24 protein-coding genes are annotated in these 24,061 nt (G+C 65.9%); 20 read left to right on the top strand and 4 right to left on the bottom strand.

Going from position 1 to position 24,061, the window contains the following annotated elements; translation table 11 throughout:
- Positions 1–6: 6 nt before the first annotated feature.
- The 11 genes from fliQ to C7443_RS06405 all read left to right on the top strand — a co-directional run bounded on the left by fliQ (position 7) and on the right by C7443_RS06405 (position 10,478).
- Entirely contained in the window at positions 7–276 is a 270-nt protein-coding gene (gene fliQ / locus C7443_RS06455) for a flagellar biosynthesis protein FliQ (protein WP_110017778.1), read from the top strand.
- 9 nt (positions 277–285) lie between these two features.
- Positions 286–1,065: a flagellar biosynthetic protein FliR gene (gene fliR / locus C7443_RS06450; RefSeq protein ID WP_110017777.1), complete on the top strand. Its 780-nt coding sequence runs from the start codon at positions 286–288 to the stop codon at positions 1,063–1,065.
- Between the two features lies 1 nt (position 1,066).
- A complete protein-coding gene (flhB, locus tag C7443_RS06445) occupies positions 1,067–2,191 on the top strand; it encodes a flagellar biosynthesis protein FlhB (protein ID WP_110017776.1) in 1,125 nt (374 codons plus the stop codon).
- Positions 2,191–4,311 (top strand): flagellar biosynthesis protein FlhA, encoded by a 2,121-nt coding sequence (gene flhA, locus C7443_RS06440; RefSeq protein WP_110018029.1) that lies wholly within the window; start codon positions 2,191–2,193, stop codon positions 4,309–4,311. The genes flhB and flhA overlap by 1 nt, the downstream gene beginning before the upstream one ends.
- Before the next feature lie 42 nt (positions 4,312–4,353).
- Positions 4,354–5,700: a flagellar biosynthesis GTPase FlhF gene (flhF, locus tag C7443_RS06435; RefSeq protein WP_110017775.1), complete on the top strand. Its 1,347-nt coding sequence runs from the start codon at positions 4,354–4,356 to the stop codon at positions 5,698–5,700.
- On the top strand, positions 5,687–6,559 hold the full coding sequence (locus tag C7443_RS06430; RefSeq protein WP_281279381.1) for a MinD/ParA family protein: 873 nt from the start codon (positions 5,687–5,689) through the stop codon (positions 6,557–6,559). Before flhF ends, C7443_RS06430 begins: the two co-directional genes overlap by 14 nt.
- An 18-nt stretch (positions 6,560–6,577) precedes the next feature.
- Positions 6,578–7,300 (top strand): RNA polymerase sigma factor FliA, encoded by a 723-nt coding sequence (locus C7443_RS06425; protein ID WP_110017773.1) that lies wholly within the window; start codon positions 6,578–6,580, stop codon positions 7,298–7,300.
- A 12-nt stretch (positions 7,301–7,312) separates the two neighbouring features.
- On the top strand, positions 7,313–8,056 hold the full coding sequence (locus C7443_RS06420; RefSeq protein WP_110017772.1) for a flagellar motor protein: 744 nt from the start codon (positions 7,313–7,315) through the stop codon (positions 8,054–8,056).
- 9 nt (positions 8,057–8,065) lie between these two features.
- Entirely contained in the window at positions 8,066–9,022 is a 957-nt protein-coding gene (gene motD, locus C7443_RS06415) for a flagellar motor protein MotD (RefSeq protein ID WP_170123515.1), read from the top strand.
- Entirely contained in the window at positions 9,019–9,447 is a 429-nt protein-coding gene (locus C7443_RS06410; protein WP_110017770.1) for a DUF2802 domain-containing protein, read from the top strand. The genes motD and C7443_RS06410 overlap by 4 nt, the downstream gene beginning before the upstream one ends.
- A gap of 71 nt (positions 9,448–9,518) precedes the next feature.
- Positions 9,519–10,478, top strand: coding sequence for a transglycosylase SLT domain-containing protein (locus tag C7443_RS06405; protein ID WP_110017769.1), 960 nt, complete (start codon positions 9,519–9,521; stop codon positions 10,476–10,478).
- A gap of 54 nt (positions 10,479–10,532) precedes the next feature.
- On the opposite strand, the gene C7443_RS06400 is transcribed toward C7443_RS06405, so the two are convergent.
- Positions 10,533–10,874 (bottom strand): hypothetical protein, encoded by a 342-nt coding sequence (locus tag C7443_RS06400; RefSeq protein WP_110017768.1) that lies wholly within the window; start codon positions 10,872–10,874, stop codon positions 10,533–10,535.
- Positions 10,875–11,033: 159 nt separating this feature from the next.
- Here C7443_RS06400 and C7443_RS06395 point away from each other — a divergent pair, with 159 nt between their 5' ends.
- Complete coding sequence (locus C7443_RS06395) at positions 11,034–12,014, top strand: hypothetical protein (RefSeq protein ID WP_110017767.1); 981 nt, start codon at positions 11,034–11,036, stop codon at positions 12,012–12,014.
- Between the two features lie 96 nt (positions 12,015–12,110).
- Here the strand turns inward: C7443_RS06395 and C7443_RS06390 are convergent, their stop codons facing one another.
- Together C7443_RS06390 and C7443_RS06385 are read right to left on the bottom strand one after the other, a co-directional pair.
- Positions 12,111–13,943, bottom strand: coding sequence for a TAXI family TRAP transporter solute-binding subunit (locus C7443_RS06390; RefSeq protein WP_110017766.1), 1,833 nt, complete (start codon positions 13,941–13,943; stop codon positions 12,111–12,113).
- A 38-nt stretch (positions 13,944–13,981) separates the two neighbouring features.
- Positions 13,982–14,623: a ParA family protein gene (locus C7443_RS06385; protein ID WP_110017765.1), complete on the bottom strand. Its 642-nt coding sequence runs from the start codon at positions 14,621–14,623 to the stop codon at positions 13,982–13,984.
- 318 nt (positions 14,624–14,941) lie between these two features.
- Between C7443_RS06385 and C7443_RS06375 the strand changes: the two genes are divergently transcribed.
- From C7443_RS06375 to C7443_RS06340, 8 genes are all read left to right on the top strand, one after another.
- Entirely contained in the window at positions 14,942–17,710 is a 2,769-nt protein-coding gene (locus C7443_RS06375; RefSeq protein WP_246004577.1) for a chemotaxis protein CheA, read from the top strand.
- Complete coding sequence (locus tag C7443_RS06370; RefSeq protein ID WP_110017764.1) at positions 17,707–18,144, top strand: chemotaxis protein CheW; 438 nt, start codon at positions 17,707–17,709, stop codon at positions 18,142–18,144. Before C7443_RS06375 ends, C7443_RS06370 begins: the two co-directional genes overlap by 4 nt.
- Before the next feature lie 77 nt (positions 18,145–18,221).
- Entirely contained in the window at positions 18,222–18,593 is a 372-nt protein-coding gene (locus tag C7443_RS06365) for a response regulator (protein ID WP_110017763.1), read from the top strand.
- A 2-nt stretch (positions 18,594–18,595) separates the two neighbouring features.
- On the top strand, positions 18,596–19,834 hold the full coding sequence (locus C7443_RS06360; protein ID WP_110017762.1) for a protein-glutamate methylesterase/protein-glutamine glutaminase: 1,239 nt from the start codon (positions 18,596–18,598) through the stop codon (positions 19,832–19,834).
- Positions 19,828–20,646 carry a CheR family methyltransferase gene (locus tag C7443_RS06355; protein WP_110017761.1) on the top strand — a complete coding sequence of 273 codons (819 nt, stop codon included), beginning with the start codon at positions 19,828–19,830 and terminating at the stop codon, positions 20,644–20,646. Before C7443_RS06360 ends, C7443_RS06355 begins: the two co-directional genes overlap by 7 nt.
- A gap of 17 nt (positions 20,647–20,663) precedes the next feature.
- Positions 20,664–21,104, top strand: a complete 441-nt coding sequence (locus C7443_RS06350) for a chemotaxis protein CheX (RefSeq protein ID WP_110017760.1) — start codon at positions 20,664–20,666, stop codon at positions 21,102–21,104.
- An 88-nt stretch (positions 21,105–21,192) separates the two neighbouring features.
- Positions 21,193–21,555, top strand: a complete 363-nt coding sequence (locus C7443_RS06345; RefSeq protein ID WP_110017759.1) for a response regulator — start codon at positions 21,193–21,195, stop codon at positions 21,553–21,555.
- 19 nt (positions 21,556–21,574) lie between these two features.
- The gene (locus C7443_RS06340; RefSeq protein WP_146213243.1) at positions 21,575–22,042 is read left to right on the top strand and encodes a hypothetical protein; all 468 of its coding nucleotides are present in this window, start codon (positions 21,575–21,577) and stop codon (positions 22,040–22,042) included.
- A 63-nt stretch (positions 22,043–22,105) separates the two neighbouring features.
- Here the strand turns inward: C7443_RS06340 and C7443_RS06335 are convergent, their stop codons facing one another.
- On the bottom strand, positions 22,106–24,058 hold the full coding sequence (locus C7443_RS06335) for a transglycosylase SLT domain-containing protein (RefSeq protein WP_170123514.1): 1,953 nt from the start codon (positions 24,056–24,058) through the stop codon (positions 22,106–22,108).
- Positions 24,059–24,061 lie beyond the last annotated feature (3 nt).

Below are 24,061 nucleotides of genomic sequence, written 5' to 3'. Positions count from 1 at the left end.
GCTGCGATGACGCCCGAAACCGTGATCACGCTGGGGACGCGCACGCTCGAAGTCGCGGTGCTGCTGTCGGCGCCGCTGCTCGGTGCGGCGCTGGTAGTCGGTGTGCTGGTCGGCCTGTTCCAGGCGGCCACGCAGATCAACGAGGCGACGCTGTCGTTCGTGCCCAAGGTGCTGGTGCTGGTGGTGCTGCTGATCGCCATCGGCGGCTGGATGCTGGAAACGCTCACCGATTTCACCGTGCGCCTGTTCCACAGCATCCCGCAGCTGATCGGGTAGCGCACGGCCGTGCTGTTCACCAGTGCCGAGCTGGCCAGCTGGATCGGCGGTCTGCTGTGGCCGCTGACCCGCATCGGCGCGCTGCTGTCGGTGGCGCCGATGTTCAGCGCGCGCGTGCTGCCGCGGCGGGTGCGTGCGGCGCTGGCACTGGCGCTGACCGTCGCCGTGCTGCCGCTGCTGCCGCCGGCGCCGGCGATCGAGCCGTTTTCAGCGGATGGCGTCATCGTCCTCATCCAGCAGCTGCTGATCGGCCTGTTCATGGGCCTGGTGCTGCGTCTGGTGTTCGCGGCGCTGGAGACCGCCGGCCAGGTGGTCGCCACGCAGATGGGGCTCGGTTTCGCCTCGCTGGTCGATCCGGTCAACGGCGGGCAGATGCCGCTGCTGTCGCAGTTCTACAGCATGTTCGGCATGCTGATCTTCCTCGCCCTCGACGGTCATCTGGTGCTGATCCGCATGCTGGTCGACAGCTTCCGTGCGCTGCCGGTCGGTACCGACGGCTTGAGCCTGGTGCGCTACCGTGAGCTGGCCGAAGCCGGGGTGCGCATTTTCGCCGGCGCGCTGTCGGTCGGTCTGCCGGCGATCGCCTCGCTGATGGTGGTCAACCTGGCCTTCGGCGTGATGTCGCGTGCCGCGCCGCAGCTCAACATCTTTGCCGTCGGCCTGCCGATCACGCTGATCTTCGGCCTGCTGATCCTGCTGTTCTCACTGCCGGCGCTGGCGCCCGAGGTCGCGCGCATGCTCGACGAAGGTTACCGGCAGATCGCCGGCATGCTGCGCGCGGGAGGCTGAGATGGCCGAGCAGGGACAGGAACGTACCGAGGAGGCCACGCCCCGACGCCAGCAGCAGGCGCGTGAAAAAGGCCAGGTGCCGCGCTCGCGCGAGCTGACCACGGCCCTGCTGACGCTCGGCGGCGGTGCGGCGCTGATCGCGCTCGGGCCGTCGATCATCGAGGCGCTGCTCGGGCTGATGCGTGCCGGCTTCGCACAGGAGCTGCGCGATGCCTTCGATCCGACGCGCCCGGCGCAGGCCTTCGGCCATGCGCTGTGGGTGATGCTCAAGTTGCTGGCGCCGTTCCTGCTGCTGATGTGGGGGCTGGCGGTCGTCACGCCGGCGCTGATCGGCGGCTGGAATTTTTCCACCGAGGCGATGGGCTTCAAGTGGGACCGGCTCGATCCGCTGGCCGGCCTCAAGCGGGTGGTCTCGGTGCGCGGGCTGGTCGAGCTGCTCAAGGCGCTGGCCAAGTTCGCGCTGGTGGCGCTGGTGGCGGTGGTGGCGCTGCAGCACGCCGAGCCGGAACTGCTCGGTCTGTCGGCCGAGCCGCTGCCGCGGGCGATCGCCCATACCGGAGCCACGCTTGCCGATCTGTACCTGTGGATCGCCGCGCCGCTGCTGCTGATCGCCGCGATCGACGTGCCCTACCAGCTCTGGCAGAACGCCAAGGAGCTGAAAATGACGCTGCAGGAAGTCAAGGACGAGATGAAGGACACCGAGGGGCGTCCGGAGATCAAGGGCAAGCTGCGTCGCCTGCAGATGGAATTCGCCCAGCGGCGGATGATGGACAAAGTGCCGACGGCCGACGTCGTCATCATCAACCCGACGCATTACGCCGTGGCCCTGAAGTACGACGGCCTGCGCATGAGCGCGCCGCTGCTGGTCGCCGCCGGCCTCGACGAGGTGGCACTGCGCATCCGCGCGCTGGCGGCCAGTCACGGCGTGCCGCTGGTCGAATCGCCGCTGCTGGCGCGCGCGATCTACTACAACGCCAGGCTCGACCGGGCGATCCCGACGGCGCTGTATACCGCCGTTGCCCAGGTGCTGGCCTACGTCTTCCAGTTGCGCGCCGAGCGGGCGCTGCCGCTGACCCCGATCGGCATGCCTGAGGTGCCGGTACCGCCGGAACTGCGGACCGAATGATGAACAAGCTCACCGAAATTCTGATCAGCCTGGCGCGCAGCGGGCTCGGCGCCCCGGTGCTGCTGATCGTCGTGCTGATGATGATGGTGGTGCCGCTGCCACCGCTGCTGCTCGACCTGTTCTTCACCTTCAACATCGCGCTGGCGCTGGTGGTGCTGCTGGCGACGGTGTACGCGCGCCGGCCGCTCGACTTCGCGGCGTTTCCGACGGTGCTGCTGGTGACCACACTGCTGCGCCTCGGCCTCAACGTCGCCTCGACGCGTGTGGTGCTGCTCGAAGGCCACAAGGGCGGCGATGCTGCCGGCAAGGTCATCGAGGCCTTCGGCCATTTCGTCGTCGGCGGCAACTATGCGGTCGGCATCGTGGTGTTCGCGATCCTGATGATCATCAACTTCGCGGTGGTGACCAAGGGTGCCGGGCGCGTTTCGGAAGTCAGCGCGCGCTTCACTCTGGATGCGATGCCCGGCAAGCAGATGGCGATCGATGCCGACCTCAATGCCGGTGTCATCGATCAGGCCGAGGCCAAGCGCCGCCGCGGCGAGGTGGTGCAGGAGGCGGATTTCTACGGCTCGATGGATGGCGCCTCCAAGTTCGTGCGTGGCGATGCCATCGCCGGCATCCTGATCCTGTTCATCAACATCATCGGTGGCCTGCTGATCGGTGTGATCCAGCACGGCCTGCCGATCGGCGAGGCCGCCGAGACCTACGTGCTGCTGACCATCGGCGACGGTCTGGTGGCGCAGATCCCGGCGCTGTTTTTGTCGGTGGCGGCGGCGATCATGGTCACCCGCGCTTCGGGTGCCGCCGACATGGGCGAGCAGGTGGTCAGCCAGCTGTTCGGCTCGGCGCAGGCGCTGGCGGTGGCGGCCGGCATCGTCGGCCTGATGGGATTGATCCCCGGCATGCCCAACCTGATCTTCCTGACGCTGGCGGGGGGCGCCGGCTGGCTGGCCTGGCGCATCCATCAGCGCGAGAGCGGCGTCCGCCCGGCGCTGGCCGGTGCGGCGGCGGCCGGGCCCGGCGCCGTGCCGGCTCTGCCGGGGGCGACGGCCGAGGGCGGCGCGCCGGCGCCAGAAGTGCGCGACGTCAGCTGGGACGACGTGCCGGTGATCGACACCATCGGCATGGAGGTCGGCTACCGGTTGATCCCGCTGGTCGACAAGGCGCAGAACGGCCAGCTGCTGGCGCGCATCAAGGGCGTGCGGCGCAAGCTGTCGCAGGAGCTGGGCTTTCTGATCGCGCCGGTGCACATCCGCGACAACCTCGACCTGCCGCCGACCGCCTACCGCATCACGCTGCTCGGCGTCAGCGTCGCCGAGGCCGAGGTTTATCCCGACCGCGAGCTGGCGATCAATCCCGGCCAGGTGCAGGGCGAGCTGCCGGGCACGCCGGGCCGCGATCCGGCGTTCGGCCTGCCGGCGGTGTGGATCGAGAGCGGCCTGCGCGAGATGGCGCAGAGCCTCGGCTACACGGTCGTCGACGCCTCGACGGTGATCGCCACGCACCTCAACCACGTGCTGTCCTCGCATGCGCCCGAGCTGCTCGGTCACGAGGAAGTGCAGGAGCTGCTCGACCGCCTCGGCAAGGTTGCACCACGGGTGGTGCAGGATCTGGTGCCGAAAACGCTGCCGCTGCGCACCGTCGTGCGCGTGCTGCAGGGCCTGCTGGCCGAGCAGGTGCCGATCCGCGACATGCGCACGATCGCCGAAACTTTGGCGGAGCAGGGGCCGCGGAGTCAGGACGCTGACGCCTTGCTGGCGGCGGTGCGTGTTCGCCTCGGGCGCATGATCATTCAGCAGATCAATGGCTTAGTTGATGAATTGCCGGTCATCACCCTGGACCCGAAGTTGGAACAGATCCTGCAGAAAGCCGTGCAGGTAGGTGGGGATGGTCCGGCCCCGGTGGAACCGGGGCTCGCCGAGCGGCTGCATCAGTCGCTCAGCGAGTCGGCGAACCGTCAGGAACTCGCCGGACAGCCGGCGGTGCTGCTGGTGTCCGACGGCATCCGTCTGATGCTCGCGCGTTTCGTGCGGCACGGCATTCCCAACCTTCACGTGCTGGGCTTTGGCGAGATTGCCGAGGACCGCAAGCTGAAGGTCATCGCTACCGTGGGCAAGTAACAGGTATCCGGCGCGACGGCGGTGGTCCGGGAGGAAACGGCGATGAGACTGAAGCGCATCTATGCGGCAAATATCCGTGAAGGCATGAAGCGGGTGCGCGAGGAACTGGGTGCCGATGCGGTGATCCTGTCCAACCGCAAACTCGAAGACGGCATCGAGATCGTCGCCGCGACCGACTACGACGAGCGCGCCTATGCCGGACTGCAGCGTCAGGCGGTCGAGACGGCCGAGGCCGCAGCCCCGGCCGCAGCTGTGCCGGCCGCACCGGTGGTGGCCGCGGTCGAACCGGTCGCAGCGCCTGTCGCCGCGCGCAGCGGCCTGTTCGCCGCCGCCTCGCGGCCGGCTCCGGTAACCGCCGCGCCGCCGCCGCGCAAGCCAGCGCCGGCCGAATCGCGCGCCCCCAGCATCGATACCGTCGACACCCGCGCGCGGCCGAGCGTGGCCTGGGCGCAGGACCCGGTGCTGGTGCAGATGCAGCGTGAGATCAGTTCGCTGCGCGAGCTGCTCGAACAGCAGATGACTTCGATCGCCTGGGGCCGTGCCGGGCGCCAGCAGCCGCAGCGCTTCGAGCTGCTGGAGCGCCTGCTCAAGCTCGGCCTCGATGCCGAACTGGCCTATCAGCTGACCGACGCCGCGCTGGCGCAGCCCGATGGCGAACATGCCTGGCAGGCGGCGCTGGCCCAGCTCGGGGCCGGTCTGCTCACCGATGATGGCGATATTTTGGCGCAGGGCGGCGTGGTCGCGCTGGTCGGGCCGACCGGCGTCGGCAAAACGACGACGGTGGCCAAGCTCGCGGCGCGCTACACGCTGCGTCACGGCCCGCGCAAGGTCGGCCTGGTTACTACCGACAGCTACCGCATCGGCGCCTTCGACCAGCTGCGCACCTTCGCGATGATTCTCGACGTGCCGGTGCGCATCGCCAGTGATGCCGCCGAGCTGCGCCAGGCGCTGGCCGATTTCGCCGACAAGGAGCTGGTGCTGATCGATACCGCCGGCATGAGCCAGCGTGACGTGCGCCTGGCGCAGCAGCTGTCGATGCTGCAGACACTGCCGGCAGTGCGCACCTGGCTGGTGATGGCGGCCAACGCCCAGGGCAGTACGCTCGATGAGGCGGCCGATGCCTTTGCCGGTGCCAACCCGGCCGGTGCCATACTGACCAAGCTCGACGAGACCAGCTGTCTCGGCGGTGTGCTCGGCGTGCTGTATCGCCGCGGCCTGCGTCTGGCCTTCATCGCCAACGGCCAGCGTGTGCCCGAGGATCTGCAGACGGCGCGCACCGACGAACTGCTGCAGACCGCGATCGATCTGGCGAGCGCGCGTAATTTCAGCGTGGCCGAAGAAGCCATGCTGCTGACGTATGGAAGGAGAGTTGCGAATGCCAGCCTCTGACATGGCCGCCAGCGACCAGGCCGCGGGACTGCGCAGCCTCGCCCGCCCGAGTCCGGTACGGGTGATCTGCGTGGCCAGCGGCAAGGGCGGGGTCGGCAAGACCAATACCAGCATCAATCTGGCCGTGGCGATGGCGCAGGCACGCAAGCGCGTGCTGCTGCTCGACGCCGACCTCGGCCTCGCCAATATCGACGTGCTGCTCGGCCTGCACCCGGTGTGGAACCTGTCGCACGTGCTCGCTGGTGAGCGCACGCTCGAAGAGATCCTGCTGACCGGGCCGCACGATGTCCGCATCGTTCCGGCCAGCTCCGGCGTCAAGCGCATGGCGGAGTTGTCGCCGGCCGAGCACGCCGGTGTCATCAGCGCCTTTTCCGAGCTGTCGGATGCCTTCGATGTGCTGCTGGTCGACTGCGCGGCAGGTATTTCCGACAGCGTCATCACCTTTGCCCGCGCCTCGCAGGAGATCATCGTCGTCGTCTGCAACGAGCCGGCCTCGCTGACCGACGCCTACGCGCTGATCAAGCTGCTGTCGCGCGACTTCGGTGTCGACCGCTTCCATGTGCTGGCCAACCGTGTCGCCGGCCACCGTGAGGGACGTGAGCTGTTCGAGAAGCTGCTGAAGGTCACCGACCGCTTCCTCGACGTCACGCTGGACTACTTCGGCGGCGTGCCGGAGGACCCGCAGCTGAAGCGCGCGGTGCAGATGCAGCAGTCGGTGGTCGAGGCCTTCCCCGGCTCGCGGGCGGCGGTCGCCTTCCAGCGTCTGGCCGAGACCATCGAGCGCTGGCCGCTGCCGGCCGGGCCGAGTGGTCATCTGCAGTTCTTCCTTGAGCGCCTGCTCGGTAGCGGCGAGCGCTGAGTCGCGAGGTCGATCACGATGCGCGCGCGTTGTCCCTACGCTCCCGTCGCCGCTCCGTCGCTCGAAGAGCTGGTGACCGCGCATGCCGCCCAGGTCAAACGCATCGCCTGCCACCTGCTGGCGCGTCTGCCGGCCTCGGTGCAGATCGACGATCTGATCCAGGCCGGCATGCTCGGCCTGATCGAAGCGGCCCAGCGCTACGACGCCAGTCAGGGGGCGAGCTTCGCCACCTTCGCCGAGCTGCGCATCCGCGGCGCGATGCTCGATGAGATCCGCAAGGGCGACTGGGTGCCGCGCTCGGTGCACCGGCGCGCACGCGAGGTCGCCGCGGCGATCCAGTCGATCGAAACGCAGACCGGGCGCGACGCCCAGGATGCCGAGATCGCCGAGCAGCTCGGCCTGTCGCTCGCCGACTACCACGCTGCGCTGCAGGATATCCGCGGTCAGAAGCTGGTGTCGCTCGATGAAAGCACCGAGGAAGGCGAGGGCGACGATCTGCTGGCGCGGCTGCCGTCGCCGCAGGCCGGGCCGGAAGAGGACGTGGCACGCGAGCAGCTGATCGCGAGTGTTGCCGGCCTGATCGATGCCCTGCCCGAGCGCGAGCGTCTGGTGCTGTCGCTGTACTACGACGAGGGCCTGAACCTGAAGGAGATCGGCGCGGTGCTCGGTGTCAGCGAGTCACGCATCAGTCAGCTGCACAGCCAGGCCGTCTCGCGTTTGCGGGCGCGGCTGGCCGCCTGACGGGAGCGGCGCATGGATCTGCTCAGCGTCTTCGGCCTGCTGCTGGCGATCGCCGCCGTGCTCGGCGGGCATCTGCTCGAAGGCGGTCACATCGCGGCGCTGATCAATCCGCCGGCCTTCATCATCGTCGTCCTCGGTACGCTGGCGGCGAGTCTGCTCGGCAGTCCGCTGCCGGTGTTCCGCGGTGCCTTGCGGCGGCTGCGCTGGGTGTTCAGGCCACCGCAGCATTCCTTCGAGGCGACTATCACCAAGATCGTCGGCTGGAGCCATGTGGCGCGCCGCGGCGGCCTGCTCGGGCTGGAAGACCTGATCGAGCGTGAGGACGACCCGTTCACCGCCAAGGCACTGCAGATGCTGGTCGACGGCGGTGAGCCGGAGCTGATCCGCCAGACCATGGAGATGGAGCTGTCGGCGCGCGAGGATTTCGAATACCGCACCGCGCGCGTGTTCGAGAGCATGGGCGGTTATGCGCCGACCATCGGCATCCTCGGTGCGGTGCTCGGCCTGATCCACGTGATGGAAAACCTGGCCGATCCGTCGAAGCTCGGCGGCGGTATCGCGGCGGCCTTCGTGGCGACGGTCTACGGCGTCGGTCTGGCCAACCTGGTGTTCCTGCCGATCGCCAGCAAGCTCAAGCACATCATTCACGGCCAGTCGCAGCTCGGTGAAATGGTCATCGAAGGCATCATCGCCATCGCCAGCGGCGAGAATCCGCGCAACATCGAGCTGCGCCTGCGCGGCTTCATCCAGGAGTGACAAGGGATCGTGCCTGCTGCCCGCCGCCGCCACCTGCACCACGACGAGCCCGAGAATCACGAGCGCTGGCTGGTGTCGTACGCCGATTTCATCACGCTGCTGTTTGCGTTCTTCGTCGTCATGTACGCGATTTCCTCGGTCAATGCCGGCAAGTATCGCGTGCTGTCGGAGAACCTGATCGCCGCCTTCCGCTCGCCGTCGGCCACCGGCGGCACGCTGCCGATCGGCGAATCGCCGCGGGCGCTGTCCGATCCGCAGGACGGGCGCAAGGTCAATCTGATCGCGCCGGATCTGCGGCCGCTGCCGACACCACCGGTACGCCCGGACCTGCGACCGGTGCTCGACCGGCCGAGCGGTGAGGGCGACAAAACCACCACTGAACCGGCCGCGTCGGCCTCGGCCGCCGAGCCTCCCGCCACGCCTGCCGAGCGCAAGCCGCCGGTTGCTGATCCGCTGGCCCGCATCGAGGCGGGGCTGCGCAACGCGGTGGCCGAGATGATCCATTTCGATCAGATGGCGGTGCGCCGCGAGAAGAACTGGGTCGAGCTCGAAATCAAGGACAACCTGCTGTTTCAGAGCGGCAGTGCCCAGCTCAACGCGCAGGCGATCGAGCCGCTCAAGCGCATCGCCGGCGTGCTGGATGGCTTTCCGAACCGCGTGCAGGTCGAGGGCTTCACCGACAACGTGCCGATCCGCAATCCGGTGTATCCGTCGAACTGGGAACTGTCGGCGGCGCGCGCGGCGAGCGTCGTTGCCGTGCTCAGCGATGCCGGCGTGGCGCCCGGGCGCATGGCGGCCATCGGCTACGGCGAATTCCGGCCGATCGGTGACAACGCCACCCCCGAAGGGCGCTTGCGCAATCGCCGTGTGGTGCTCGTCGTGCTCAATCAGCAGGCTGATCCGCGGAGCGGTGTCGAGGTCGATCCGACGGCTGCCCAGGCGTCCGCCACGGAGCGTAATCCATGAATCTCCCTTTGCTTTATGTGATCGCCATCAGCGCCTTGCTGGTCAGCGACGTGCTGCTGGTGGTGATCGCGCTGGCGGTGTACCGGCGCTGGCGGGCGGCGCGTGACGTCGTGGCCGAACCGGTACCGCCGGCAGCCGATCCGGCCATCGAGGCGCTGCGTCAGGAGGTGCGCGGTATCGCCGCGGCGCTCGGTGTGCTCGGCCAGCGTCTGGCGCGTATCGAGGAGGGGCTTGAGCGGCAGGCCGAGTCGGCGTCGGCCGGCGGCTCGTCGACCGAGGTCGAGCGCAGAGCCTATGAGCTGGCCAGCAAGCTCGCCGCGCGCGGCGCCAGCCTTGAGGATCTGATGGAACTGTGCGGACTGCCGCGCGGCGAGGCCGAGCTGCTGTATCGCGTGCACTCGGGCAAGGACGCCGCAGCAGGTTGAATGCGCACAGATTGTGTCGTTTGCCGGCGCAGTGCTGGAGTCTGACCGAGTGCTGTCGCTACCATGCGCGCATGAACCGATCCAGATACCTTGCAAAGTCCCGTTTGCGGCGCCCGCGTGCTCTGTTCGCGGCGCTGGCGATTTCGCTGGCGGGCAGCGTACACGCAGGAGCGCCGTCGGTCGCCAGCCTCAGCGGGGCACCGACTTCGACGCAGTTGCAGTGGGCGGCGCGCTTCGAGCACGGCGAGGGCATTCCGCGCGATGTCGGCCGGGCCGTTCAGCTCTACTGTCTGGCCGCCAGTCGCGGCAGCAGCGAGGCCCAGTACCAGCTTGGCTGGATGTATGCCAACGGCCGCGGCGTGCCGCGTGACGATGCTCTCGCCGCGGCGTGGTTTCGCAAGGCGGCGGCCAAAGGGGATGCGATCTCGCAACGCCTGCTGATCGCCTTCGGCAAGGTCAAGATGAAATCGGCGAGCTGCGTCGGCCCGACGCGGGGTGCCGGGGCCGGTGTCGTGCAGGTGGCCTATCGGGCGGCACCGCGCGTTGACTTCGAGTCGACGCCGGAGCGGCGGCAGATCGTCGCCTGGGTGCGCGAGATGGCCCCCGAGTACCAGCTCGATCCCGACCTGGTGCTGGCCGTGCTGGCGATGGAGTCGGGCTTCAGTTCATCGGCGGTGTCACCGAAGAACGCTCAGGGGCTGATGCAGCTGATCCCGGAAACGGCGGACCGCTTCGGCGTGCAGGATGCCTTCGACCCGGTGCAGAACCTGCGTGGTGGCATGGCCTATCTGCGCTGGCTGCTGGCGTTCTTCGGCGGTGACGTACCGCTGGCGCTGGCCGGTTACAACGCTGGCGAGAAGGCTGTCGAGCGTTACGGCGGCGTGCCGCCTTACCCGGAAACCCAGGCCTACGTCAGCCGCATCGTGCAGCGTTACGGCAAGATCTGGCATCCGCCGGTCGCCGGTGTCGTCGAGCCCTCGGCGCTGATCAGTGCCGCAGCGGCCCGTGTGCAGGCCGAAAGCAAGCCGTAGATACAAGCACAGCGGCTCCCGCACGCGGCATCCACGGGTGTCGCGGTGGGGGACTCAGTTCTGGCGATTGGCGAGCCGCAGGAACAATGCACTGACGCGCTCGCGCTCCCTGGCCGGGAACGCCAGATGACGACCATCCCCCAGATCCAGCGCGATCGAACCGTCCGCAGCATCGATGACGCCGTGCATGCCCAGCCAGTCGCTCGGCACGCTGGCATCCTGTGCCTGCAGGGTCAGAACCAGATGTCCCGAGGGGAGCAGGCTGACGTCGACGAGTTCCACCGTGCCCGCGGTCTGTGTGCCGAACTCGGGGCAACTCCAGTCGCCGCTGCCCGGCAGCTCGATGAAAATGCCCAGCAGCGGTTTGGGATTGAAGAACTGGATGACACTTTTCATATGGGCATTCCCGTCGTGTCGGCGGGGGCCTCTGCGCCCGCGTGGCTGATGCGGCCCGGCTGCGAGTAGACTGCGCCGTCTTTTGTCCATGCCGTCAGCCAGAAGGTGCCAGCGAATATGGGGTCGAGCAAGCCAGCAGGGAACGCAGTCCGCAGGACGATGTGGTTGCTGGTGGGTACGGTGGTGGTGGCGGGGGCCGGTGTGGTGATGAATTCGCCGGATCTGCAACAGCGTGTGCGCTACGAGTTCGAAAGCTGGGTGCTGGGGCTGCAGGCCCGTTTCGGCATCGTGCCGGGGCGTACACCGAGCGCGAACAATGTCGAGTTGATCAAGCCGCCGATGGCTCTGCACCCCGGTTCGGCGCCGGTGGGCGTGGGCAGTGCGCCGGTGCCGGTCGATCTCGGGCGGCCACGCCAGGAGCCGGTGCCGCTGTCGGGCACGCCGCCGCTGACGACGATCGAGGCCCATGCCGCCCGCGGCACGGTCGGCGAGGCGATTGCCCTGGATCTGAACCTGCACGGCGGGCTGGATGCAGACAGTGAGCGCGTCATCATCGGTGGCCTGCCGATGGACGCGAGCCTGTCGTCGGGGGCGCGCGATGAGCTCGGCCGCTGGCAGCTCGATGCCTCTGCGCTTGCCGGGCTGACGCTGCACGCCAGCCGTCCGGGCCAGTTCACGCTGTTCGTGCGCACGCAGCCGCTGCGGCCGCTGCGCTTTCCGCGGGCGACGGCGGAAACGCCGGTGGAGGTGACGGTGCTGGCGCCAGCGACGGCCAGCGATACGCCGCCTGCGCCGCCGCCGGTGCCCAGCATCGACGAGTTGCTGGAGCGGGGGCGCAAGGCGCTCGAACTGGGTGATGGCGGTGCTGCACGCCTGTTCTTCGAGGCGGCGGCCGAGCGCGACAATGCAACGGCGATGCTGCTGCTGGCGCGCAGCTACGATCCGAGCCGCGGCACCGAACAGATCGGCGTCTCGGCGGACGTCATCCAGGCCGTGCAGTGGTATCAGCGCGCAGCGGCGGCCGGGCTGGCCGAAGCCGGCGCCGCGCTGGACAGCCTGCGCCAGTGGCTGCAGCAGCAGCCGAATCCGGACGAGGCTCAGCGCAAGGCGCTGGAAGCCCTGACGCCGGCGAAATCCTGACGCCCGGCCGCGCGCGCTCGGGAGCGGAGGCCGAATGTTTCCGGCTGCGAGGATGAGCCGCCGCAGGGCTGTCATCCACGCTCGGTGCGAGCCGGGCTAATTCCTGACTGTGCCAGTGTCGTCCACTGATGCTGGCTCAGCACCGGCATCGGGGGCAGGGGCCTGCGTCGGTTTCGGCTCCGCGGCGTGCTCGGCCGGCTTGTCCGCGGGCGTATCCGCCGGCTTGTCGTTGGCCGGTTTGTCGGCCGCCTTGCCTTCACCGGCCGGTTTGTCGGTGCCTTTGCTATCCGCTGGCTTGTCCGTGGTTTTGGTGTCCACCGGTTTGTCGGTGCCTTTGCCATCCGCGGGTTTATCGATGGGCTTACCTTCGGCTGGTTTGTCGCTCGCCTTGCTGTCCGTCGCTTTATCCGCAGCCTTGCCGCCCGGGTTCTCTGCCGGGGCCGGCGCATTGCCATGTTCTGCTGGCTTGCCAGCAGCTGCGGCATCCGGCTTCTTGTCGCCGGCGGGGGCGTTCGGTGCGGCTTCGACCGGCGGCTTGGGCGCGCTGGCTTCAGTCCTGGGCTCCTGGCCGTGTTCGCCGGTCGCGGGTTTTTCTTCATGCTTGGCTTCTGCAGCCGGGCTGCCTTCCGCTTTCGGCGATTGGGCTGCTGCTGCTTCGGGGATCTGCGGCCGGTTCTGCTCGTTGCCTTTGGCATCGCTCTGCGGTGCGGTGGGTGTCGCGGGTTTGGCCGGCTCAAGCTTGGCCGTCTCGGGTTTGCCGGCCTCGGCTTTAGTGGCGTCAGGCTTGCCCGCTTCGGGTTTGCTGGTGGCAGCCGTGTTGGCGGGCACTCCGCTGGTCTGGGCGTTTTGTCCGCTGCCGGCGGTGGCTTCGCTGCCTGCCGGCGGTGTTTCTGCCTTGGTGGCATTGTTCGCTTCGGCCTTGGCGGCCTGCCGGGCGATCGCGTCGGCATAGGCCTTCAGGCGATCCTGATTGGCGATCAGCCAGTCGCTGGCGGCCTGCATGCGCGGCCAGTCGGGCAGCTGGGCGCTGAGGCTGACCTCGCGCCATTTCGGGTGGCGGCCCGCCTGGCGAAAGCTGGCGAACTGCTCGAAGAAGTGCGTGGTGAAACGCTCGATCTTGAGCGCCTGCGCTTTCTGGCGCGGATTCAGGGCGACCAGCGCGCTGCCGACCGCAAGTGTCTTGACCTCGTCTCCGCCAACGATCAGGTTCGGGTAGTCGGCCTTGGTCAGCCGGGTCGGCAGGTAGCTGCCGACGAGTTCCGGTGGGTGGCCGATCGACAGAAAGTGCAGATCGTCCTCGGGGCGCACGCGCTGGAACAAGGGGGCGGGTTTGCCGGCGACGTAGGCGAGCGCGCTGATTTCGCCGCTGCGCAGTTTGTCGAGCGCCATGCTCTGGTCGTAATGGGTCATTTCCACCCGCAGGCCCAGCGCCGCAAAGATGATCCGGGCCGTCGTTGCCGTGCCGCTGTCCGGCAGGTCGACGTTGACCTTGAGTCCGGCAAGATCGGCGACGCGGTTGACGTGTCCGCGCACCAGCAGATGAAACTCTTCATTGTGCAGCTTGGCGATGAATTGTAGGCGTTTGGACAGCTTGTCCCACTGCGGATCCTTGCGCACGGTTTCCAGCACGTCGGTTTGCACCATTGCGATGTCGACGTTGTTCAAGGTCAGCAGATCACGCAGATTCTGTTCAGAACCATCCCCGAGGATCGGCAGGATGCGCAGGTCCGGCGCATCGAGCACGGCCGCCATGTCGGCAGCCAGATGCGCGGCAGTGCCCTGGATGCCGCCGGAAATCAGTCCAATGGCGAGCGGACGCTGCGCGGGCGCCGTCGGGCTGGTGTGCCGGGTGCGCGCCTCGCCGGGGACGATGGCATTCAGGATCAGCAGGCCTGCGAACAACAAGCACAGGCGGGCGATGCGGGGCATCAGGATGCTCCTCGGTTGAATGGGCGATGAGAGTGGGGTCAGTCGTGTTCGGGCGGTGCGGCCAGCCAGTCGAGCAGCGGCTGCCAGGCGTCCAGATCGCGGGCAACGCGGTGGGCGGGCAGGTCGAACAGCGTCGTGCCCGCGGCGGCGAGCTGCACGTAGATCTGAGTATCGCGCAGCGCACCGAGAACCGGCAGGCCGCTGGCCTGCAGGAAGGTGTCCAGCTCGCGCGCCGAGAGTGCACGCGGGTTGACACGGTTGGCGATCAGCGCTGGCGCGCAGCGTCCCTTGCGCACACGCTTAAGCTCGATCAGCAACGCGAGGAAATCATCGGTGGCGTCCATGTCGAACGGCGATGGCTGCACCGGCACGACGAGGTGGTCGGCCTGGCGCACGATTTCTTTGAGCCGGTCGCCGCGCAGCCCTGCCGGAGCGTCGACGACGGCGACGTCCAGATGTGGCGCTATATCGTCGATGGCGTCTTTGTCGCGGGCATCGAAGCCTTCGATGGCGGCGCATGTCTCAGGACGCCGGCGCAGCCATTTGAGCGCGGATTGCTGCCTGTCCAGATCGAACAGTCCGACACGCCAACCGGCATTGGCGTAATGCCCGGCGAGCTGGGTGGACACGGTTGTTTTGCCGCATCCGCCCTTCGGATTAGCGACCATGATGATGTGCATTGGCGAAGGGACCTCGGAGAATGCCTGGCGAGGGGAACGCAAAGCCTCGCGGGTATACGTCGGTGCTCGGTGGCTTGCAAGCTGCTTCGCGTGCGAGCCTCCAGGAATCCATTTTTTGCATGTGTAAAGAAGCACTCGTGCCAAGCTTGTCCAGAATGCTGGATTGAACGCTGTGCCGCTGCCCCCGTCGGGTTGTCGCGGGCGGGCGACTGGCGCGGGGAAGACTACAGTTGCCGATACCGCCCCGGTGGAGAAACCTGATGAAAAAGATGGCCCGGCAGCATGGGTGCAAACGGACCGCGGTGAGGGTGAGTATCGATGGATGATCTTGACGACATCGTCCGGGAGTTCCTGGGAGAAAGTAACGAGAACCTCGATCGGCTCGACAACGAGTTCGTGTCGCTGGAATCGAACCCGGATGACCGCGATACGCTGGCGAGCGTTTTCCGCACCATCCACACCATCAAGGGCACGTGCGGCTTTCTCGGTTATTCGCGCCTGGAGAAGGTCACGCACGCCGGTGAAAACCTGCTCTCGCGCCTGCGGGACGGCGAGATCCGCCTGAACCAGGAGCGTGCGACGGCGTTGTTGCAGATGGTCGATGCCGTGCGCGCGATGCTCGCGGCCATCGAATCGACAGGGCATGACGGCGACGAGGATTACCACGAGCTGGCCGAACGCCTGCAGGTCCTGCAGCGCAAGGACGACGCCCCGGTCGCTGCTGCGAAGCCGGCCGCACCGCCACCACCGCCACCGCCGCCACCGGTGCCGGATGAGGTGACGGACAGCATGGACGAGATCGTCGTCGAGTTTCTGGCGGAGAGTCAGGAGAACCTCGATCGTCTGGACAACGAGCTGGTCACGCTGGAAACCACGCCGGATGATCGCGACACACTGGCGAGCATCTTCCGCACGATCCACACCATCAAGGGCACGTGCGGGTTCCTCGGCTTCAGCCGCCTGGAGAAACTCACGCATGCCGGCGAGAACCTGCTGTCCAAGCTGCGTGACGGCCATCTGCGCCTGACGCCGGAGCGCACCACGGCGCTGCTGCAGATGGTCGATGGCGTGCGCAGCATGCTCGCCGCCATCGAGTCCAGCGGTCGCGATGGCGAGGATGACTTTGCGGCACTGATCGATCGACTCAAGGCGCTGCAGACGGACGATGCGCCGGCGGCGGCGCAGAGCCCGGTGAATGCACCGATCGGCGAGCTGCTGGTGCAGCAGGGCGCCGTCGAGCCGGACAAGGTGGTCGAGGCGCTCGAACGTCAGGATCAGGGCGATCCGCGGCACGTCGGCGAGATTCTGGTGCAGGAGACGGGCCTGCAGCCGACGGCGGTGGTCGAAGCGCTGAAGTCGCAGAAAGAAGTGGCGAAGGAAACCAAGGCGCCTGCGGTGGCAGAAACCTCCATCCGGGTGGACGTCGGTCTGCTCGATCACCTGATGAATCTGGTCGGCGAGCTGGTGCTGACGCGTAACCAGGTGCTGCAGTACGCCAAGGGTGTCGAGGATTCGCGCTTCACGACGACTTCGCAGCGGCTCAACCTGATCACCACGGAGCTGCAGGAAGGGGTCATGAAGACCCGCATGCAGCCCATCAACAACATCTGGAACAAGATCCCGCGCGTGGTGCGCGATCTGGCGATCGGGGTGCGCAAGCAGATCCGCGTCGAGATGGTCGGCAAGGAGACCGAGCTCGACAAGTCGCTGATCGAAGCCATGAAAGATCCGCTGACGCACCTGGTGCGCAACTGTGTCGATCACGGTATCGAGGCGCCGGAGCAGCGGGTGGCCGTCGGCAAGCCTGCCGAGGGCGTGCTGACGATGCGCGCCTATCACGAGGGCGGGCAGGTCATCGTCGAGATCGCCGATGACGGCGCCGGCATCGACCCGAACAAGCTCAAGGCTAAAGCGCAGCAGAAAGGGCTGATCAGTGCCGAGCAGGCCGAGAGCATGTCGGCGCGCGAGCTGATCAATCTGATTTTCCTGCCGGGATTCTCGACGGCGGAGAAAGTGACCAACATTTCCGGCCGCGGCGTCGGCATGGATGTGGTCAAGACCAACATCGAGAAGATCAGCGGCAACATCGAGCTGCGCAGCGAACTCGGCAAAGGCACGCTGTTCAAGATCAATCTGCCGCTGACCCTGGCGATCGTGCCGGCGCTGATCGTCACCAGCGGTGGCCAGCGTTTTGCGATCCCGCAGGGCAGCCTGCAGGAGCTGATCCGCCTGGACGAGGAGCAGGGCATCGAGCACATTCACGGTGCTCCGGTTTATCGCCTGCGCGGCAAGCTGCTGCCGCTGTGCTACCTCAACCGCGAATTGGGGCTGGAGAGCCACGGCGAGAACACCAACATCGTCGTGCTGCAGTCGGACAAGCGCCGCTTCGGCCTGGTCGTCGACGACATCAACGATACGCAGGAAATCGTCGTCAAGCCGCTCTCCAAACTGCTCAAGGGACTGACCGTGTTCGCCGGGGCGACGGTGATGGGCGACGGGCGTGTCGTGCTGATTCTCGACATCCTCGGTCTGGCGCAGCGTGCCCGCATCGTTGGCGAGGCACGTGATCACGGTGCCGGTGAAGCGCCGACCGCGGAACTGGCACACGACGAAGCGCGCAACATGTTGCTGGTGCGCTCGCCGGGTGACGGCCGTCTGGCGATCGAACTCAACAAGGTGGCACGACTGGAGGAATTCCCGTGTGAAGCCCTGGAGTTCGCCGGCATGCAGGAGGTGGTGCAGTACCGCAACCAGATCCTGCCGCTGGTGCGTCTGAGCGACGTGCTGGCGGAGCGCCGGCCGATCGAGCGGCTGGCCGCCGGCGCACCGACGGACCTGACGGTGGTGCAGGTCGTGGTTTACACCGTCAACGGGCGCAGTCTGGGACTGGTCGTCGACGAAATTCTCGACATCATTGAAGAAACACTGACGCTGACGGGAGAGGCTTCGCGTGCCGGCGTGCTCGGGACGACCGTCCTGCAGGGGCGCGTCACGGAGATCTTCGATGTGGAGAGCTTCCTTGAAAAAATGTTTGCCGCGCTGTTTCCCGCACGCGGTCAGACTCGTCAACTCAGGGTGAACGGATGAGCGAGGAATCGCAGTTCTGTACGTTCTATCTTGCCGGGCTGTTCTTCGGCGTGCAGGTGACCAAGGTGCAGGAAGTCATCCGCTACCAGGAAACCACGCCGATTCCACTGGCGCCGGCGACGGTCAGCGGCCTGATCAATCTGCGCGGGCAGATCGTCACTGCGATCGATCTGCGTCGGGTGCTTGGTCTGGAGGATCGGCCGGGCGACATGCGGCCGATGAACGTCGTCATCCATACCGACGAAGGGGCGGTCAGCCTGCTCGTCGACAAGATCGGCGACGTGCTGCACGCGGATGTCGATAGCTTCGAGCGCATTCCGGATACCGTCAGGGGGGTGGCCCGTGACCTGATTCTCGGGGCGTACAAACTGACGGACAAGCTGCTGCTCGTGCTCGATACCGATCGGATCGTCGAGCCTGAGAGTGCGATGTGAGCGTCCTGAAAATCAGCGTGCAATCTGCAACAGTGGTCGGCGCCACCGGCGCGAAAGCGGCCGAGGAATGATGAGCGATGGGGAAACGGGCTCTTGTCATTGACGACTCCCGCGCGATGCGCCGGGTGATCGCGAACATTCTCGTCGAACGGGGCTTCGAGGTGCTGGAGGCGGAGCACGGCCAGGCCGCGCTCGACGTGCTGGCGCAGGCCGGCCCCGTGGATGTCGCGCTCGTAGACTGGAACATGCCGGTGATGAACGGCTATGAATTCATCAAGAGCGTACGGGCCAGTCCGCAGTACACCCGCCTGACGCTGATGATGGTGACGACGGAAACCGAGATCAGTCAGGTCGTGCGGGCGCTGGCAGCGGGGGCCAACGAATACTTGATGAAACCTTTCACGGCCGACGATCTGGTGCAGAAGCTCGAATTGCTCGGACTCGTCTAGCGATGGCCGCACGTTCAGAGCCGATCAAAATACTGATCGTCGACGATGCCGTAGTGGTGCGGCGGATGTTGGCGAACCTGCTGGCGGAGGATGCCGATCTGCTGGTCGTCGGCACGGCGGTCAACGGCCGTGATGCCCTGCAGCGCATGCCGGATCTCAAGCCGGATCTGGTCATTCTCGACATCGATATGCCGGAAATGAATGGCTTGGACACACTGGCTGTGCTCAGCCGCGATTATCCGCGTGTCGCCGTCGTGATGTTCAGCACCAGCACGCGCAGAGGTGCGGCAGAGACGCTGGAAGCCCTCGCGCTTGGTGCAAAAGATTACGTCGCCAAACCGGAGCATGCGACGAATGCGGGTGAGGCACTGCAGCAGGTGCGCAGTGTGCTGGTGCCGAAGATCAAGGCTCTGTGCCCGGAACGTAGCAAGGAACCGCTGTCGCCGCTGGTGCGCACACCGCGGCCGACTTCTGCGTCCGGCGGCGCGTCGCAGCACGGCGATTCAGCCCCGGCCAATGTTTCGGTCACGCTACCGAGTCGGACGCCAGCGGCTGTTCCGGTGGTTCCGCCGCCCGCGGTGCGGCAGTCGGCCGCTCGGCGGGCGGGTATCGATCTGGTGGTGATCGGCAGTTCGACCGGCGGGCCGAATGCGCTTGCGGTGGTGTTTGCCAGTCTGCCAGCCGACCTGGCGGTGCCGGTGGTGATCGTGCAGCACATGCCGCCTGTCTTCACGCGCATGCTGGCCGAGCGCCTCGATGGCCTCTCACCGTTGAAAGTGCGGGAGGGGACGGACGGTGCGCGACTCGCCGCCGGAGAGGCGTGGATCGCCCCGGGAGATTTTCACATGACGGTCAAGCGAACGGGGGATGGCGTGGTCATTGGCCTCAATCAGCAGGCAGCGGAGAATTCCTGCCGGCCGGCGGTGGACGTACTGCTGCGTTCGGCGGTCGAGACGTTCGGGGCTCGTGTACTGGCCGTCATCCTCACCGGGATGGGACAGGACGGACTGCTCGCCGCCATGCGGCTGCACGAGCTCGGTGGTCAGGTCGTCGCGCAGGACGAAGCCAGCAGCGTGGTCTGGGGGATGCCCGGCAATGTCGTTCGGGCGGGTATCGCCGATGTCGTGCTGCCGATCGATCGTATCGCCGCGGAAATCAGCACCCGCGTACGCGCTGCGGCGAGTGGCCTGAAAGAGACCGGCTCATGGCGGATTTCGGATGTCGGTAAACGGCCATGCTGAGTCCGGGCGATTTCGATTACATCTGCCGATTGGTTCTCGAACGTTCCGCCATCGTGCTTGAACCTGGAAAGGAGTATCTGGTCGAGCTGCGCCTGAAGCCGCTGGTGAGGGCCTGCGGCCTGGCGGATATTGGTGGTCTGGTGCAGAAACTGCGTACGGATCGCAGTGGCGACCTGCAGCGCGAAGTCGTCGATGCCATGACGACCAACGAAACCTCGTTCTTTCGCGATGTCCATCCGTTCGACACGCTGCGCAAAATAATTCTGCCGGAAATGATCCGGCTGCGCTCCACCGAGCGTGCGCTTAACCTCTGGTGCGCCGCCGCTTCGAGCGGACAGGAGATCTATTCGATCTGCATGCTGATTCGCGAGCATTTTCCAGAGCTCGCCAGCTGGCGCATGAATATCGTGGCCACCGATATTTCCCGTGAAATGATTCAGCGCTGTCGCGAGGGGCGGTATTCGCAGCTGGAGGTGAACCGCGGTTTACCAGCGGCGCTGCTCGTCAAGCATTTCGAGCGTGTGGAAATGGACTGGCGCATCAAGGATGAATTACGTCGAATGGTCGATTTCCGGGAAATGAATCTGGCCAGCCTGTGGATGGGCGTGCCCGCCAGCGACGTGATATTCATGCGTAATGTGCTTATTTATTTCGATGATGCGATGAAGCGCCAGATACTGGGCAAGGTCTACAACTTACTGCGCCCGGGTGGTTACCTGTTTCTGGGCGGTTCGGAGACTACGCTGAATCTGGATTCCCGCTTCGAGCAGGTGAAATTCGATCGCACGCTCTGTTACCGAGCGCGAACCTGAAGAGTGATGCGGCTGCCATGCATATCGGTCTTGCGGAAATCAACGCCATTGTCGAAAACGTATGGGCGTCGACGCTCGGCTACGAGGCGATTCCTGTGGATGATCCGCTGGAAATTGCCGATGGCGTTACGGGGTCTGTCGGTATCAGCGAAGCCGGGGCTCTGCTGGGCAGGGTTTATCTGCATTGCAGTCGAGAGGTGGCCAGCAGCGCTGCCGCGGTCATGTTCCGCCTCGACCTCGATGCGGTGGGCGAACAGGATGCGGCCGACACCGTCGGTGAGCTCATCAATATGATTGGCGGCAACATCAAATCATTGCTCGCGGAGAACTCTCAGCTTGAAATTCCCACGGTGGTGATCGGCGGTGGTCTTGTTCCAGACGCCTGTGTAAACGTTTGCGATGCCTATTTCGTGGCCGAAGGGGGACCCTTTCGCGTGATGCTGTGCGGAATGCAGTAAACTCCGCAGCCGGTATGCATTGGTATAACGCGCGATGATCACACGGCGTGTGATGATGTAAGGCGCGAGACAAATACAGGAGCGTTTCATGAAGATTCTTGTCGCCGACGATAGCAAGGCCATGCGCAGCATCGTGATTCGGACGCTGCGCCAGGCTGGCTACAGTGGACACAAGATTATCGAAGCGGCGGATGGTGCCGAAGCGCTGGGTATCGCGAAGTCAGAAGAACCCGATCTGATCATTTCCGACTGGAACATGCCGGAGATGAACGGGCTGGATTTCCTGATCGCGCTGCGTGCTGCAGAGTTTGACACGCCATTCGGTTTCGTCACCACGGAAGCTAGCCCGGAGATGCGCGAGCTCGCCGAAAAGAATGGTGCAGCTTTCCTGATCACGAAGCCATTTACTGCTGAGGATTTCCAGCGGCACTTCGATCCATTCCTTGACTGATACTGGCAGGGGGCTCTGAATGCTTCGTCTACCGTCGGCAGATGCCGTTGTGCGCATGGTCTCCAATCTCGTGGGGACTAAACTGACTATCGTCCAGCAGACGGTAGACGATAGTGCCCTGACGATATGCGGGCTTTATTCATCCGGCGATACGCAGAATGCGGCGGCTTGTTTAATGGATGTTCCCTTTGGCGCGTATGCCGGTGCGGCGTTATCGATGATGCCGAGTGACGTGGCCAGCGAATACGTGAAAAAGGGCAAGCTCGAAGAGGATATTCTCGATAATTGCGCGGAGGTGCTGAACGTTGTGTCGCGTTTGTTCGCCTCTAGTGATGCACATCGAGTGACCCTGGCGACCAAAAGCTTCGGGCCTGACCCCTTGCCGGATGTCGCAGCAACGCTGCTCGCCAAAGGTTCGCGGCTTGCGCTCAAGCTCAATATCGAGCGCTATGGCGCTGGCAGCATTGTGCTCGTCGTACCCGCCTGAGCGCGTTACTGCCCAGACGGGCAGGTTGCGGTTTTGGGCAGGGAGCGTCGTGGAGAGAGCTTATTACGGGCTCCACGACGAAACTTTGTTCGGCGTGAGTCCTTGGACTGGCAGTCCGAGCCGGTATTCGAATACTGCTGTGTATTCCCAGACGCGCTTGACGTAATTGCGCGTTTCCACGAAGGGAATGGTTTCCACCCAGATATCGGCATCCACCGCATCGGTGGATGGCAGCCAGTCGCGGATCCTGTTTTCCCCGGCGTTGTAGGCCGCTGTTGCAGTGACCATATTGCCGTCGAAGCGGTCGAGCAGCTGGCGCAGATGAATACTGCCGAGCTTTAGATTGATGGACGGATCGTAGAGCGAGCTGCTGCCATTGAGGCGCATGCCGATGCCGCGGGCGACATCGGCAGCCGTGCTGGGCAGCAGTTGCATCAGTCCACGGGCATCGGCCGGTGAGCGGACCTCAGGCTGAAAAGTGCTTTCCTGGCGTGCGATCGCGTACAGCCAGGCCGGGGACAGGCGTGTGGTATGGGCCGCGCTTTCGACTTCATTGCGCCAGGGCAGTGGAAAACGCAGTGCGAGATCGTTCCAGTCGCCGGCCTTGGCGAGCCAGAGGATGGCCTGACCCGCCCAGCCCCAGTCCGCTACCAGTAATGCCGCTGCCCGCAGGCGCTGCGGGTCGGCGTTGTCCATGACCAGTGCCCATTCACTGCGCGCGTCATAGGGTCTGCCGAGCAGGAATAGTTCGCGCGCACGGTTGACCGCGGGCAGCGAGGCCAGTGTCTGCATGGCTGCCAGCGGTTTGGCGACCGGATGATCGGTCATTGCAGGTCGTTGGCTGGTGTGCGATGCCGCGAGAAAGCCATAGTAATCACGCAGGCTCGCGAGCTCGCGATAGGCGATGTCTGCCGCGCTGCGTTCCCCTATGCCTTCCAGCGCGCGCGCGCGCCAGTAGCGCCATGCCGGGCGCGCCAGCTGGGCCGGTGGCATGTGTTCGATGGCATCGATCGTGGCCCGCCAGTTGCCGCGCAGCAGGTACAGGCGTACCCGCCATTCGCGCAGGGTGTCGTTTTCATACGCGGTGGGAATGGCGTCGATGCGGCGCAGCGCATCCGGGTGCTGGCGGGCCGCCATGTAAATAGCCAGGGTGCGTTCGATCGGTAGCAGCTGCTCCTCGGTGACGGTACGGCGGCGACGGATTTCATCGACAGCCGGTGCTGCCGCCACAGAATCGCGATTCATCCAGCGCATCAGGCCGTGTGCGACGATCATCTCGACATGTTCGTCGCCGCTGGCCTGCAGGCGACTGTCCTGCAGGATGAGCGCGGGATTTTGATCCACGGCGAGCCAGAGCCGGGCCCAGTCCTGATCTTCTGGGTCCAGCCAGGGCAGTGCTTGCCTGGCGGCGCTGGTGCTTCCTGCCTGCATACCGATAGTGAAGCGCTGCCAGGCCATCGCCGGTGTCAGCCCGCCCTGGGTGGCCCATGCCTGCACGACTGGGTCGCAACGTCCAGGCAGCGTTTTTTCGCCGAGCCATGCAGCGTCGAAACCGGCCAGAGCCTGCGCGGTTCGCTGCTGCTGAAGCAGGGCCGTGCGCTGTATGCAGCTCAGTTCCAGATCGCCATCGGGGCGGTAATCCAGAACGATGTCGTCCCAGCGTGACTGATCGGCCAGCAGGCGCAGCCATTCACCACGCAAGCGTGGCGCCAGCGGCGTATCGGCGAAGTCGGCGAGGAAGCGGCGCACTGTCCGCGCATCGCTCGTCGCCAGGGAGCGACTGAGCTCCCGATAGCGCAGATAGGGATACAGCGGATAGTCGTGCAGCTGGACGGACAGGGCACGCAGACGCACCGTGTCGCCGCTGAGGAGGGCGCGTTCCGCATCGACGAAGGCCCGGCGCTGGCTGGCAAGCGCGCTTTCGGTGAGAGGCGCGGCCCACGTCGTCGGGGTGATCAAGCAAGGGGCGAATATCAGCCATCCGGCCAACGCCCAGCGGCCTAGCGGCAACGCCATCGA

Source organism: Plasticicumulans acidivorans, from assembly GCF_003182095.1.
Classification (GTDB): Bacteria; Pseudomonadota; Gammaproteobacteria; order Competibacterales; family Competibacteraceae; genus Plasticicumulans; species Plasticicumulans acidivorans.
The sequence above is the reverse complement of the archived record's forward strand: the minus strand, read 5'-3'. Positions and strand labels throughout refer to the sequence as shown.